The 14,781-nt window shown below is 37.2% G+C and carries 13 protein-coding genes; 6 read left to right on the top strand and 7 right to left on the bottom strand.

Annotated elements, in window-relative coordinates; all coding sequences use genetic code 11:
- Positions 1-12 precede the first annotated feature (12 nt).
- Entirely contained in the window at positions 13-1,041 is a 1,029-nt protein-coding gene (locus CLV96_RS17285; RefSeq protein WP_004786601.1) for an extracellular catalytic domain type 1 short-chain-length polyhydroxyalkanoate depolymerase, read from the top strand.
- A gap of 44 nt (positions 1,042-1,085) precedes the next feature.
- Here the strand turns inward: CLV96_RS17285 and CLV96_RS17290 are convergent, their stop codons facing one another.
- Positions 1,086-2,372: an alanine racemase gene (locus tag CLV96_RS17290; protein ID WP_004787505.1), complete on the bottom strand. Its 1,287-nt coding sequence runs from the start codon at positions 2,370-2,372 to the stop codon at positions 1,086-1,088.
- A 351-nt stretch (positions 2,373-2,723) separates the two neighbouring features.
- Between CLV96_RS17290 and CLV96_RS17295 the strand changes: the two genes are divergently transcribed.
- Positions 2,724-5,951 (top strand): SpoIIE family protein phosphatase, encoded by a 3,228-nt coding sequence (locus CLV96_RS17295; RefSeq protein WP_004785410.1) that lies wholly within the window; start codon positions 2,724-2,726, stop codon positions 5,949-5,951.
- Positions 5,952-6,059: 108 nt separating this feature from the next.
- Positions 6,060-6,740 carry a nucleoside 2-deoxyribosyltransferase gene (locus CLV96_RS17300; protein ID WP_004786980.1) on the top strand — a complete coding sequence of 227 codons (681 nt, stop codon included), beginning with the start codon at positions 6,060-6,062 and terminating at the stop codon, positions 6,738-6,740.
- 10 nt (positions 6,741-6,750) lie between these two features.
- Here the strand turns inward: CLV96_RS17300 and CLV96_RS17305 are convergent, their stop codons facing one another.
- Positions 6,751-8,523: a methyl-accepting chemotaxis protein gene (locus tag CLV96_RS17305; protein ID WP_243836532.1), complete on the bottom strand. Its 1,773-nt coding sequence runs from the start codon at positions 8,521-8,523 to the stop codon at positions 6,751-6,753.
- Positions 8,524-8,868: 345 nt separating this feature from the next.
- On the opposite strand from CLV96_RS17305, the gene CLV96_RS17310 reads away from it, so the two are divergent.
- Positions 8,869-9,240: a hypothetical protein gene (locus tag CLV96_RS17310; protein WP_004786720.1), complete on the top strand. Its 372-nt coding sequence runs from the start codon at positions 8,869-8,871 to the stop codon at positions 9,238-9,240.
- Positions 9,241-9,294: 54 nt separating this feature from the next.
- On the opposite strand, the gene CLV96_RS17315 is transcribed toward CLV96_RS17310, so the two are convergent.
- From CLV96_RS17315 to CLV96_RS17325, 3 genes are read right to left on the bottom strand one after another with little or no spacing between them, the layout of a single operon-like run.
- Positions 9,295-9,777, bottom strand: a complete 483-nt coding sequence (locus CLV96_RS17315; RefSeq protein ID WP_004784565.1) for an SRPBCC family protein — start codon at positions 9,775-9,777, stop codon at positions 9,295-9,297.
- Between the two features lie 2 nt (positions 9,778-9,779).
- Entirely contained in the window at positions 9,780-10,127 is a 348-nt protein-coding gene (locus CLV96_RS17320; RefSeq protein WP_004785198.1) for an ArsR/SmtB family transcription factor, read from the bottom strand.
- A 41-nt stretch (positions 10,128-10,168) separates the two neighbouring features.
- Positions 10,169-10,891 carry a glutathione S-transferase family protein gene (locus CLV96_RS17325; RefSeq protein WP_243836533.1) on the bottom strand — a complete coding sequence of 241 codons (723 nt, stop codon included), beginning with the start codon at positions 10,889-10,891 and terminating at the stop codon, positions 10,169-10,171.
- A 219-nt stretch (positions 10,892-11,110) separates the two neighbouring features.
- Between CLV96_RS17325 and CLV96_RS17330 the strand changes: the two genes are divergently transcribed.
- The gene (locus CLV96_RS17330) at positions 11,111-12,070 is read left to right on the top strand and encodes a hypothetical protein (RefSeq protein WP_004787013.1); all 960 of its coding nucleotides are present in this window, start codon (positions 11,111-11,113) and stop codon (positions 12,068-12,070) included.
- Positions 12,071-12,142: 72 nt separating this feature from the next.
- A complete protein-coding gene (locus tag CLV96_RS17335) occupies positions 12,143-13,135 on the top strand; it encodes a DUF1554 domain-containing protein (protein WP_243836534.1) in 993 nt (330 codons plus the stop codon).
- A gap of 47 nt (positions 13,136-13,182) precedes the next feature.
- Here CLV96_RS17335 and CLV96_RS17340 read toward each other — a convergent pair whose 3' ends face one another.
- On the bottom strand, positions 13,183-14,268 hold the full coding sequence (locus tag CLV96_RS17340) for a helix-turn-helix transcriptional regulator (protein ID WP_004784595.1): 1,086 nt from the start codon (positions 14,266-14,268) through the stop codon (positions 13,183-13,185).
- Between the two features lie 155 nt (positions 14,269-14,423).
- Positions 14,424-14,699: a cysteine-rich CWC family protein gene (locus CLV96_RS17345; RefSeq protein ID WP_004785446.1), complete on the bottom strand. Its 276-nt coding sequence runs from the start codon at positions 14,697-14,699 to the stop codon at positions 14,424-14,426.
- Positions 14,700-14,781 lie beyond the last annotated feature (82 nt).

The raw sequence follows: 14,781 nt of genomic DNA on the forward strand, positions 1-14,781 counted from the left end.
AAGGAAAAGTCTATGAAACGAAAATTCAAATTCCTATTATTTTTATCTTCCATCCTCATCATTTTTTCAACCGCTTCTTGTTCCCGTGGCTGGTTACGCAGTAAAATCCAAGAGCGTTTCCAAAAAAAAATGGAAGAAAAACCAGCACCCATTGCGTCCAGCGACCTAAACCAAAAAATCGAAAGTCCTGGTGATTACACATTCACTTTTTCTTTTGAGGGAATCCCTCGTTATTACAAAATTCATGTACCAAAATCATATTCACCTAACAAAGAAACGCCTCTTCTCTTTGTTTTACACGGAGGTGGTGGTGATATGGAAATCCAATCCAACGAAGAATATTACCATCAAATATCCAAATCTGAAGAAATTGGACATATCGTCGTATTTCCAAATGGTTACAGCAAATACAAATCTGGAAAAATTGCGACATGGAATGCGGGAAATTGTTGTGCCGAAGCACGTGATAAAAAAATCGACGATGTTGGTTTTATCAAAGAAGTATTAAACCATGCCACCAAACAAATGCATATTGATAAATCCAAAGTTTATTCTACTGGGATGTCAAATGGAGCTATGATGACCTATCGTCTCGCTTGTGAAATGACAGATACATTTTCTGCTATCACAACTGTTGCAGGTACAGATAATACGGCCTCTTGTAATCCTTCCAAACCAATTTCCGTTTTGCATATTCACGCAAAAGATGATGACAAAGTACTATTTAACGGTGGTGCTGGGAATAGCTTCAAAGATAGATCGCTTGTTACCGATTTTGTTTCTGTTCCAAAATCCGTAAGCAAATGGGTGGGATTCAACCAGTGCAATCCTACACCCAAACGTGTATTAGACGAACCTGGCGTTACCTGCGACGAATACACTGAATGCAAAGATGGTGTGAAGGTAAAACTTTGTGTCACCGAATCGGGAGGACATTCTTGGCCAGGCGGTAAAAAACCCTCATTTTTCTTTGGGTCCGCCACCCCTTCCACTGCCATCAAAGCCAATGATGTAATGTGGGATTTTTTTACTGCCAAATGAAGTAAAAAATAATAATCACCTAGTATGCCAATCACTTCTGCATGCTAGTTGATAAAACACTTCCAAGTTCCATTGATTTTTCCTTTTCTCAAAAGAACTACTTCGCCCATCTCTGCCATCACCTTCTCACTCTGAGTCGGGCGGAAAAAAACATAGTCATCAGGTTTCAATCCAGTCGCCAAACTTCCATTCAATATCCCTTGGTTTGTACTAGAACCATAAAGGCTATTGTCAAATAGACCTTGTGGAGATTCTTTTTTTGCAAGATAAGCACCACCATAAATGAAATAAGTCACTTGTAAGTTTGGATTCCACAATGGAAATACAAAAGAAATGGATTCTAAAAATGGGATAGTTGTTCCTTCTAATCGTTTTAAAACTGGGGCAGCAATAAAAAAGGCAGGTTTGTGTTCCACAAGCGTGCTCACATCAAAATCTGTTGGCATCACAAGTGCTGAACCAACGGAGACATCATTGACAACATTTTGATTTTTTTGATAAAATCGATATGTTTTACTTCCTCCACCATTCAATAGTAATTCTTTATCAAACAAAGAAGGAAAAGATTTTTTTCCAGAATGAACAAAAGCTTCATATTGATTCAAAGAAGATTGAATCTCCTTCTCTATAACATCATTTTTATCGCCTAATAGACTTGGAACGGAAGCGACATGTGGCTCGTAACCCATAAATCCACCAAACTCCAAGTTCTTTTGATCGCCCTGAATCATGGAAAGAATTTGATTTACTTCATTTGGATGGACGAATCCACCTCGATGAAGGCCAATATCAATTTCTAAAACAAGGTTTAGTTTTATATTCTTCAGTTTTGCAAATTCCAAGTATTGGTTGAGTCTTGTTTTTGTATCTACTAACCAGTGAATTTTTTGGAATCGGTCTAGTTTTGTTTTTTGATAAATATCTTCTAATGCACGAACTGGCATCGGTTTACCTAGGAGGATATCGAAAGAAGAAAACTCTGGATCACCGAGTAACATCACGAGATCACCAGAATGAAAAACCATAAGACGATTTGTTTTTGTTGCTTTCGTAATATAACGAAGAAGATCCAAAGAAGGAAGTGACTTTACAACAATACGATAGTGCAAAGGCGGTGGTATATTTTTCGACAGGGTAGATAAATTTTCATCCAACCGATCCAAGTCCAAAAGTACAACCGGTTTTCCAAAGCCTTTTGTTTTTAACTCTTCATTAAGAGCAGAATAGTATTCTTGGTAAGCAGAGCCCACATCTTTTGGTTTTAAAAAAGATAGAAGTATCAGTACGATCAGTAGAAAAAACCAGAGGCGGGATTTACGAGTTTTGAACATAAATTTCCAATTTTAATTGATAAAAATTTTATAATCTTCCAAAAATAATTGTGACTTTTTTTCTTTTGTCAACGAATGATTTGGCAAACAAATCGTATTTGTTGGAGTTGCAGACAACCTATCACCAGTTATGTGAAGAAATAACACTTATATTTCGTTATAGCATTCTTCCATTTTGTTACTTTTGTAGCATTTTGACTTAAGTTCTATCACGAGTAAAAGCATGTTGTTCGTTTTTATTTAGATTTGACTTTGTTTCTTTTCTTAAAAACCAAACCCTTTTGTTCTTGGTAAAAATCTACTATCCTCCCTAATGAAGCAAAAGGCAGAGTCTTTTTCTTGGGATTTATAATGAAAATTCGTTATCTATTTGCGATTTACTGTTCTCTTGTCCCCCTACTGCCACTTCATGCTAGCCCCAAACTTACCATTTTTCAATTAAACAATCCAACAGAACTACTGAAACTCTCAGGTCCATGGAGTTTCAGCCCTAAAGATGACATAACCAAAGCCCAAAAACATTTCCCCGATGCAAACTGGGACCAACTATCCGTTCCTGCGCAGTGGAACAATTCAGGTTTGTCTGGTTTTCAAGTCGGTTGGTATAGACAAACCTTCCATGTTTCAAAATCATTTCTAGACCAAAAGTTAAGTATCCTCACTCCTATCATTGCCGATGCCAATGAAATCTATATCAACGGAGTTCTTGTTGGTCGAACAGGTTTGATTTCCGATTCCGGTGAGTTGATTAAAAAAAGCAGTAGAATCAGTGTATATACAATCCCAAGCTATATCATTAATTTTGAGGGAGAGAACACGATTGCTGTGCGAGTGGCTGATGATGTCGGATGGGGTGGATTTGTAAATTCGGAATTTTATATGGGCGAGTCAGATCTCATCCAAGGAAAATTCTATAAATACATTATGTGGAATTCAGCAATTTGTTTTGCTTTTTTATATTCTGCAATTTATTGCCTGATCCTTTGGTTACGTAGCCGAAGAGAACGTGCCTATTTAATGTATTTCTTTTTTGCAATCCTTGCGGGACTTGCAACCTTTGGCAACTTATCCCTCCCGTATTTTATTTGGGATAACTTTTGGTTCAACCATTTTGTTTTCCATCCTGCATTGAACTTAATGGGTATATTTGGAACTCTTTTCTTTTTTGATTTTGCAGGACAAAAACCATCCAAATTAATAAAGGGTGTTCTTTGTTTTCATTCAATCCTTGCCATCGTTTCCTTTTTTACATTTAATCCTTTTATCATGGATATTTATTCAAAGTATACATTAAATGTGAATGATATTCTCTCACTTCTAGAACTTATTTTTATTTTCGCCTTCACTATCAAAGCAGTTCGTAATCAACAGCCAGGTGCCTTTATTATTTTAATTGGGCAAATTGGACTTGGGATCACCGTGATCTTCTCAGTTTTAAGTTATCTACAAATTTATGTTTCTATTTTAGATCGATCTCTTTCAGAAGGATTTTTATTTTACACTCTGAGTTTGTCCTTTGCATTATCGATTCGTTTCGCAAAACTTTATGAAGTAACAAACCAATTAAAAAGTGAACTAGAAAAGAAAAACGAAGAATTAATTTCATTGGATAAAATGAAAAACGAGTTTTTATCCAATACTTCTCACGAATTGAGAACGCCGCTAAATGGTATTATCGGCATTACAGAATCTCTCATAGAAGGTGCGATGGGTACCGTTAGTAATGGAGTCGCCAAAAACTTAGGGTTTATCATATCGTCTGCCAAAAGACTTTCCAACTTAGTCAATGACCTGCTTGATTTTTCAATGATGAAAAATCGGAGGTTTAAACTTTTCCCGATCACACTGGCAATCCAACCTTCCGTTGAAGTAACAATGAGCCTACTAGAACGTACAGCTAAAGAAAAAGGCATTGCTCTCATCAGCGAAATTCAAGATAACACTCCTTTGGTTTTTGGAGATGAAAGTAGAATTCAGCAAATCCTATTCAATTTAATCGGGAACGCAATCAAATTCACCGAATCAGGAACTATTCGAGTCACTGCGAGAACAATTAACAACGGTTTGGTTGATTATTTGGAAATTTCCATCATTGATACAGGGATTGGGCTCTCTAAAGAAGATCAAAATAAAATTTTTTCTCCCTTCGCTCAAGCGGACGCCAGTATCTCGCGAAACTTTGGTGGTGTAGGACTTGGTCTTTCCATCACAAAAAACTTGGTAGAATTACATACAGGAACGATATCTGTTGAATCGGAACTAGGCAAAGGTTCTGCATTTCGATTTACATTACCTCTTGCGAATGGTCAAACAGAATTTCAATTCCCAAAAAGTTCAAATGCTGAAGGTTCTCATATATGGATGTCCACAGAAGATTTACGCGGAAATTTTATCGTTGAACAAGCGTATACCGAAAGGATGGAACTTAGCACAAATCTCTCGAAAGATTTAAATAGAAATCTAACGATACTTGCTGTTGACGATGACCCCATTAATCTAGAAGTTTTAAAAATCCAACTTAGCGGATCAGGGTTTAACGTAGTTCCGGTTTTGGACGGACCAACAGCAATCAATGTCGCAAATGAAATTAAACCAGATTTGGTATTGTTAGACATCATGATGCCAAAAATGAGTGGCTATCAAGTTTGCAAAATATTGAGAGAATCTTATTCAATGTATGAAATGCCAATTCTAATGTTAACGGCAAAAAATAGAATTGAAGATGTACTTTCTGGCTTAGAGGCAGGCGCCAACGATTATCTAGGAAAACCTTTTGATAAAAGAGAACTACTTGCGAGAGTCAACACACTTATCCTTTTAAAATCTGCGGTTGAAGAAAAAGAAGATTATTTAAGCATCAAAGCCGAACTAAAATTAGCAAAAAAAATTCAAGACTCTTCCCTTCCTTTAAATCCACCAACTGGAGGAAGGGCAACCATTGTATCAAGGTACAATCCGATGACTTCGATTGGAGGAGATTATTATGACTTTCACACTCCCGACGAAAATAGTCTAGGTGTTGTGATTGCCGATGTTTCAGGACATGGGATTCCTGCTGCAATTGTTGCCGCAATGTTTAAGATGGCATTTAACTTACAAAAACATGTGTCCAAAAAACCTAACGAAGTCTTAAAAAGAATCAACAAACTATTACTGGATTCTATTCATAAACAATTTGTCACGGCTTGTTACTTATTTTTTGATTTAGAAAGTCAAAGAATCCTTTATGCAAGTGCCGGTCACCCTCCCGTAGCTTTTTATAGAAGAAAAACTAACAAAGTAGAAATGGTACGACCAAGAGGAAGAATTCTTGGATGTTTTCCTGAGATTCCTGATGAAATTTTGGACATTCCATTTGCAGTTGGCGACAGAGTCATTTTATATACGGACGGAATTTCCGAAGCACGAAATCTCGCAGGAGAAATGTTTGGTGATGAACGACTCAGTCATTATATTGTTGAAAATTCCCAAAACAGTTCGACTGATCTATTTGCCGACGGTCTTTTAGAACAAATCAAAGAATTTTGTGGAAAAACTGTACCGGATGACGACATAACACTCGTTGTTGTTGACCTCTGATCTCGCCAAACATCTAACTTTTTTTAATGTTAATAAAATTTGAGATGATTTAATTTATTAGAGATTCAAAATCTCCCCTAATTCATTTCTTATGAATGAGAGGAAATTATGAGCGAATACATTTATTGTTCTGGTCCGATGTTTAGTCCAGAAGAACTAAACACAATGGCAAGTATTGCGGCAAGCTTAGAGAGTGCAGGATACAAAACATATCTTCCACAAAGGGATGGAATCGAAGTAGCCAAAGTAATGGCAATGGTCAACACCCCTATCATTTCAGGCGAAATTTTTCGTGATATCATGATTTTTGTGCAAAAAGCAGTTTTTGCAATGGATGTTTACCAAGTTGTCGAACGATGTAGCGCAACTGTATTCAATATGAATGGAAGACCTGCAGACGATGGTTCAATTTCTGAAACAGGAATATCCTTTGCTGTTGGAAAACCAATCGTGATTTACAAAAATGATCCAAGAACTGAATTTAATGGATTAGACAATCCACTCCTAACAGGCCTTAGCTATAATTGGAAATACGTCACAGACATCGCAAAAATTCCAACTAACCTTGCAGAAATGATTGTGAAAGTCAATGCTGCAGGAGAAAACCTCTACCTAAAAAACCCACCTCCCATGGTCAAAAAAACGATGGAAGTTGGGAAAGAAGTTTGGGAAATTCTACAAATCATCCGCTTCTTTGAGCATAAAGAAAAAGATTTAGTCGCCATCTTAAAAGTCCTTATGGAAAAACTAAAAGCATCCGCTAGTTTTATGAAATACTTAGAAGGTTAATCTTTAAGTATTAAATTTTAAACTTACCAATCTCCGCTTTTAAGTCTTCTGCCAGGACTCCTAAATTATTGGCTGCTTCCGTTACTTCTTCAGAAGATGCTAGTTGTTCTTCTGAAGAAGCGGCGATGGCTTGTGTGCTATCAGAAATCCCATTAGAGATTTGTGCCAATTGTTCTGTAGATGCATTTAACTCTTCTGTGCTTGCTGAGATTTCTTCCGTTGTTGCCGAAACACCTTGCATTTCATCTGTTACTTTTTCAATAGAACCAGCAATTCTTTCAAATGTTTGCCCAACTTCATTCACCATTGAAACACCTTGTTCCACTTCTCTTGCACCATTCTCCATCATTGCAACGGCAGAAGTTGTATTGTTTTGAATCTCTCCAATCAATACACTAATTTGTTTGGTTGCATACTCGGATCGTTCTGCTAACTTTCGAACCTCATCGGCGACTACTGCAAAACCTCTCCCTTGGTCTCCTGCTCTGGCCGCTTCAATAGCTGCGTTGAGAGCCAGCAAATTAGTTTGACTCGCAATTTGGTTGATCGTTTCTACAATTTGTCCAATCGCTTTTGAATTTTCACCTAAAACATGAATACTATTTGAAATCCCACTGACAGAGGAATTAACAACTGACATCTGTTTAATGGTAGTGCCGATTACATTTCTTCCATCTTGAACTTTTTCCAAAACCTCACTAGCCAAATCAGAAACAGTTGCGGTAGACTCTGCAATTTTTGCGACAGCTTGGGAATTTTCAAGCATCCCTCGTTTATTTTCTGTGAAAGCAACTAGTTGTGATTCTGTATTGACAGCAACTTGTTTAATTGATTTGGCAATATCACCTGCGACAGCTGAAGAATTTTCCGCACTCATATACATTTCTTTTGCAGATTCAGCTACCTTGGTTGATGAATTGACTACGTGTTTCATCATTTCTCGTAAATTTGTTGCCATGATATTAAAATCATCACCGAGAATTCCAAATTCATCTTTAAAACTCAAATCAACTGTTTCTCGAAGATCTCCCTGGCTTGCCTTTTCCACCACGAATTTAATTTTTTGTATTCGTTTCGAAATAAAGGATGCTAAAAAATAAGATAACAACATAGAAAATGTCAAACTAATGATTGCACTGAGGAGAAAGATAACTTGCATTCCACGTAATCTTCTTTCATAAATGATTTCTTCTCTACCTCCCGCACCGATCACCCAGTTCCAAGGTTTATAGTATGCTTGGTAGGCCATAAAAGTATAAATGGGTTCTCCAGGGTTTTGCCAAATTTCTCTTAGAGGATAACCTGTAGCTTTTGGATTGCCCCATGTGTCTCTCACCGTGTATTTCCCTTGGATTTGATAGTCCCAAATATTTGCTCCTTCAATATTAAATGGATGCATGGTTGCGATCCCTTCCGGTGTAATCCCCCAAAGATACATATAGTCATTCGTTGACATTTTTGTTTTTGAAATGTCTCGATTTCCATCTGGCATTTTAGGACCAACAATGTATGTTTTTGCCATTTCCTGTGCCTCTTCCAAGGTCATGTCACCCGCTTTTACTCTTTCGTTTAAAGCATCAACCAACCCAACGGCATCTTTGAGAACGTTAGTAAACATCTCTTCTCCTACATTCAGAACCTGATCTTTGGCCGTTGTATAAGAAATATAAAAAATACAGGAAAGAACAGTTGAGAGAATAAAAAATATAAATAACATCAGTTGGCCTTTGATTCCAATCACCTTACTTTTGTTAATCTTTTCTTTGAGGGAGGTTTGAGACATGGAACTAGAATTTGTCATATAGATTTTTTATCTATTTGTATTTGGATTCTTCTTTTCAATCATTCAAATTTTTAACAGAGGATTATTTTTCCGAATTTTTCCATTGATTCCTCTTTGATTCATAAGAACAGTTCGTACTTATCACATATCCTATAGTCCAAATGCATACAGAAGACCTCAATTTTCTGCTGGTCGCGGCCCTTTTTGAAAGGGCATTCCGCTAATTCTGGCTATTTGAGTTTTAGAATCAGATTGAATCCGCTCCTTGTTTTCATTTTTTTCGACTCCCAGCCTTAGTTTGTCCTAGGGAACTGGTATCTTTGCAATTAGAGGTTAAAAGAGACTATGGAATATATGGAATCCTTACTCGATGAGTATTATGATCTTTCTTTAAAATTGGTTACCTTAGGTGGTCCGACAAACCATTCGGAATTGTATGAAGAAATTCTTTCGATTGAGGAAGAAATTTGTTGGGAATCTTCCCTTCCGGCTTCCGCAAAAAACCGCCGACTCTTTCAGTTTGTAAATCCAAAAGAACCAAAAGAAACATACATACAAAATGCGCTTCAGTCTTTGGAACGAACAAGAACCAAATATTTTTACAAACCGGAAAAACCTTTCGTTCAATATTTAGAAACAGAAGGAAAGGGCGATTTAAAGAATATAAGAGTCCCTATGATTAACGGTACTTTTTACGAATTTTTGTACCCAGTTTGAATCATTTGCACAGAACATAACAAAGAATTATCCTAGGTTCAACCATTTTCGAACTTAGGATAACTCTTTCGCAAGACGATCGAAGCCTGCATTGGTTCCTTCCACACGGCCATTGATTTCTTCTTCAGTTGATAAACCAGCTACTGATGGTTGTTGCAACAGAACAATCTGTTCAGTAAATATCATCTTTGTTCTACCTTCGATAACGGACTCAAAGAGAACCGTTACAAGCGAAACAGAGATCCGAATATTATCTACATACATACCAAAAGCATAAACGATTCTTTCGTTAGGGATAATGTCATAATAAGTTCCATCAAATACATGCCGACTTCCAGATGGTGTCAGAACTAAATTGGTTTCTTTTCCGCCAACCTGAAAGTCCAAACTAAACTCAACAGTTTTCCAATCGTCATGGCAAGCAAACCATCTTCGTTTGGAATCGGCATTTGCCCAAGCAGCAAAGGTTCTTTCCTTAGAAGCAGGTAAAATCCTTTCGATCGTAAATGTAGAATTTTTGACTTGTCGCTTTTTCATTTTTATTCTCCGTCAGAATTTTCATCTGATGATTCGATTAAAAAACTTCCTAGTCGATCAAAACTGCGATTCCAAGCTGCCTTTCGTTCTTCCATCCAAGAATCTATTCCTTCAAGTTTTTGTGGGTCCAATCGATACGTACGAACCCTTCCTGACTTTTCTGATAAAACAATTCCACCTTCCTCTAAAACTTTTAAGTGTTTTAATACGGAAGGAAGAGCCATCTCCAAAGGTTCCGCTAATTCCTTAACTGATGCAGGGCCAAGGCTCAATCGTTCGACCATAGACAATCGACTGCGATCGGCAAGTGCGTGAAATATATGTTCCAAACCTTGTGAATGATTGTTCATAAAGGAATCGATTTAAAATTTCAAACCCCTATAAAAAGTCCTTACTTTTTTTCTTTTAGGAACCGCTTGGGAATTTTATCAAATAACGGATACATATGAAAATAGGGCTCAGCTTCATCTATCGTTCGTTTGACGGAAGGTCTCTCTAACAATCTTTCAAAATAAGCTTCCAGTTTTGGATAAGTGTTTCTAAAACTCAAAATCGTATCCGTATAAAATAAAGCAGGAACTGCCGAACAATCAGCCATCGTAAAACTCTCCCCAGCAATGAATCTCCGAGAGTTTAGTTGAGTTTCCAACATTCCATATGCGATCGGTAGCCTTTGATAAGCCTGTTCTACACCAAGTTGGTCTCTCTGGCCTATGGGTCGCAAACGATCGACAACAATTTTCTGCATCGGTTCACTGACATATAAATCAAAAAAACGGTCCCATAGTCTTGTTTCGAGGGCAGAAGTATGTTCTTTGGGAATCAGCCTTTCTTTTCCTGGATACAATTCATCCAAATACTCAATGATGATACTTGTCTCTGGAATTGTTTTTTCCCTCACTCGGTCCCGAAGGATTGGAATTTTGCCAACAGGCCAATAGGCAAAAAGTTCGGCACTGGACTCTTCCTCCAACAAATCCACCAACCTCGCCTCAAACTCTGTCCCATTTTCATAGAGAGCGATGAGAACCTTATGGCAAAAGGAGGCAAGTGGGTGGAAGAAGAGTAAAAGATTCGGGCTTTGATAGTTATCCATTTGGGAAACTATTAACATTTACCCAAAAACTGGCAAGCAAAATAGTTATCCAAATGGGAAACTATTTAAAGATAACCACTCAGTGAAAAAAGTAAGTGAGTTTCGAAAGTGTGCGAGGTGAAAATAACAGGGAAGGAACATCACTCTTTCCAAACATGACAATTGTCATAGTACTTGTATCGCACTCATGACATCCAGGACATGGTAGGAGCCAGAGAGGTATGTTACCTTGGGTGCATGAAAACACCCACTCAAACATTTCGGCATTTTGTTCGGCTCCAAGACAGAACCATTCAGTTTGTTCATCGGAACCTTCCTGTTTTACTCATGACGGGCCTTTCACTTTTTTTTCTAAAATGTGAGGGGTCTTCGCCAGATCCCAAAACCATTCTTGTACCTCTATTGATTGCTGCTGATCCAAACACATCCGCTAACCTTGGAGGAAATCAAACTGGATCCGGAGTGGAAACACCTATCATAGCAGGTGAAATTCCAGCAAGCCCTCCTCTCCTGAATGAAGTTACCTATATCACGAATCCTGCAAATCCCGCTGACGACCCATACTCCACCAAAGGGTTATTACAATTTCAAACAAAAAGCATTACCTTTCAAAAACCAGTTCCAGCAAATACAGAACTCACAATGTACTTCGGGAAAAAAAATATGGAATTAAATCCTGATGGTACCGTGACGAATGCATTAGAAACTTTAAAACGTACAGCGAGTAACTTTTCCGGTTATACTTTCCTTTGTGATTCAGATAGAAAGTATAAAGTGTTCGTTGTCGCAAAAAATGAATTTGGGATCTCTACAAAAGAATTAAGAATTGGACACGCAAGAAAATGTGCTGATGCAATCAAATCACCTGCGACTTACGGGAATTGTGCAGATCATTGTTTTGAAACAACAAAATCTGGTAACAAAATTGAAATCACTGCAAAATTCAATCTTCCGGTTGATGGAAATTCTTTACATTTAGATTTAAGTGCCGTTAGTCCAAGAAGTTTACCTGAGTCAATTGCCCCTCCTGTTGATTTAGATATCGGAATTCCTTTGGCTGGCCAACATACAATCAAAACAAGTTTTGAAATTCAAGAGAAAGAGTTTCTTTGTGCAGAAGTACAATCTTTTCTCATGTTGGATCAACCCTTTCGATCTGCGATCTTAAAAGGATATGTAGCCATCCCCAATGAATGATTGCAGATTCACAAATCCCAGATGTTTACTTTTATAGGAAGCTTCCCGATGACGTCTGGGATTTGGAACAAATTGACACGAATAACAATGTACGATTTGCAAAAGTATAAAGAACTAAATTCCCTTTTTCATTCTTTCCTTAAGTTTACTTTTGCTTTCATCATTTCCTTTGGCTTGGTCACAAATTGTTCTCCATCTCAACTAGAAAATACTTGTGATGTAAATTCAGAATCTTTTTCAAAAACCGTTGTAGCAAAATTCATGCTAGGTGACGAAAGTCATCCTTGTTTTTCAGCGAATGTATCAAATCGATCAGGATTTACTGTTGGTGGGAAAATTTCTGGTCTAACAGGAAGCGGATTGATACTCATTTTAAATCAGAACATTTCCCTTATGATTCCTTCGGGTAGCACTGAGTTTGTTTTTCCCATTCAGGTCCCCGTTGGTGCAAATTACGAAGTAAATTTTGCAAAGCAAGCAGACGGTAACTATTGTGAGTTGGTAAATTCTATAGGGACAGTCTCCAACAAAAACGTAAACGATATCGAAATTAACTGCCAGGCTTCCTGTTTAAATTGTATTATATTTATCACCCAAAATGGATACCCTGCCAATATTGGAAAAGCATCTAACTTTGATTCCTTTTGTCATTCGGATCCAAACTACCCTGGTTCTGGAAATTATAAAGCAATGGTCGTCGATGGAATATCGAGACGAGCGAGTGTCACTGCAAATACGGGAGATGGTCAAATTGACTGGGTTTTTAAGGCAAACCAAGTGTATATAAGACCAAATGGAACGAATATAGATACAACGAATGCTAATGGATTATTTATCACAAGTTTATCCGCTCCAATAACAACAATTAGCTCTGACCATTGGACAGGACTCAATTTAGATTGGACATCCTATTTAGATGGGGCTTGTTTGAAGTGGACCACCAATGCAACTTTTGAACTTGGGAACACAGGAGATGCCTTTACTCAAGATATTTTGACCCTAACGGCAGGAAGAGGGTTACAACAATGTTCCGTGAATCGCGAGTTAGTTTGTGTCGAACAATAGAAAAATAAACGATAAAAACAAATTTTTAAATTCTATTCGATATTTTATTATTGTGCAATTTTCTGTTTGGATAAAAATACAGTCAGACGTTGTAGTTGGTCTTTTGATGTAGAGTTAGACTCCGGAAGAACTTTTCCATATATATTTTTTAAATGGTTCCTTAATGTTCCATCTGAAACATTAAGGATGAGCCGAATAAAAGAACGACTATGACCTTCCGCAATCAACTCACAAATTCGTAATTCTTGTTTGGACAATCCAAAGTGTTCAAGAGGTAACGAAAAAGAAAAATTGGGTCTGTTGTCTTTGAGAGTAGTCTTTAGCAAATATGCAAAAAACAAAAGACTTGTAAGAGTTGTCACAATAGAGACGAAAAATTCTCTATAAACAAAGATCGGAAGAACACTTAAAACAATGATACCAAGAAGTAACCCCACCGCGAGAGAAATTAAAATGGATGCGATTAAACTATAAACACTGGGTTTTGAGGCATTAAAACGATTTAAATAAATTGATAATAGAACGGACAATGTGGCATCTACAACTGGATGAAGCGGTGGAAAATCAAATCCATACATTGGTAAAAAGTTGGAGAACAATCCGAACCACCAAATACAAAGAGCAACGAAAAAGGTTCGACGTTCAAAAAAGGAATTCCATTCCAATGGGAAAAGGACAAAATATAAAGACAAAACAATCGCAAAAAAATGAACAGAACCACCCAGGATTCCACCAACCTGAGTTAGGAGTGGGGCCATCCCAAAAGAAAATTTTGCAAACCCGTATACAACCGATTTTGGCATAGAGGAACAAAGTAAATCCACTACCAAAGCATATACTGCGATGGAGATGGTCCCTCGATTGAGAAGTCGCCTTCCCGTACAAAACGAACAAATTGCGACAAGAACCGGAGCTAATAGAAAAAAAGAATGGCATTGGAAGATCCAAAAAGCGAGGCCCGTAGTTTCATCAGAAGCAAAACAAAGGGCTGCTGTTGCAGCATTCTGAACCCCAATTGTAAAATAAAACAGACTTAAGAGTCGGTGAAAACGATGGTCACGAGTGATATTTTCAATAAAACAACTTACATTTGCCAAAGATGCAAACAACGGAACTAAAAAGAATACACTCATAAGAATAAAGTTAAACCTTACTATTACTAATAAGACCACTTCCTAAGTTTTTTTACCATTCAAATTTACGCTTTGTATCAAAAGATTTAAATTTAATCATACAATCATTTGGCGAACCTAAATAACAAAAATGGGATCTTCGTTTATTTCAAAATTCAAAAACTCCAGGTGATTGTCTTATAGGATTTGTTAATTCTGAATTCAAAAGCTAAAGTTTGCATACAATGGTAACAAAGACAATCTGCATATTGTGTTGCCAAGTATTCTCTTTCTTCTAAGGATAGAGTCACTTTCGTACATTGACAAAGACTAATGGAACCGACCTTACATTCAAAAATTCGTAAACAATGGGGACAAATTTTTTCTTCATGTTTCCGATCGATTTGATTCTCATTCAACATTTTTAAAGTTTGTGATTTGAATTTTTCCAAGAGGAATCTCCTTTCAAAAAGGAATCGCACAATCTCTGTAGCGGAGGTTGGGAAATTCCAGCATCTTTGTCCGGGATCCCTT

This window comes from Leptospira meyeri (assembly GCF_004368965.1).
Taxonomy (GTDB): domain Bacteria; phylum Spirochaetota; class Leptospiria; order Leptospirales; family Leptospiraceae; genus Leptospira_A; species Leptospira_A meyeri.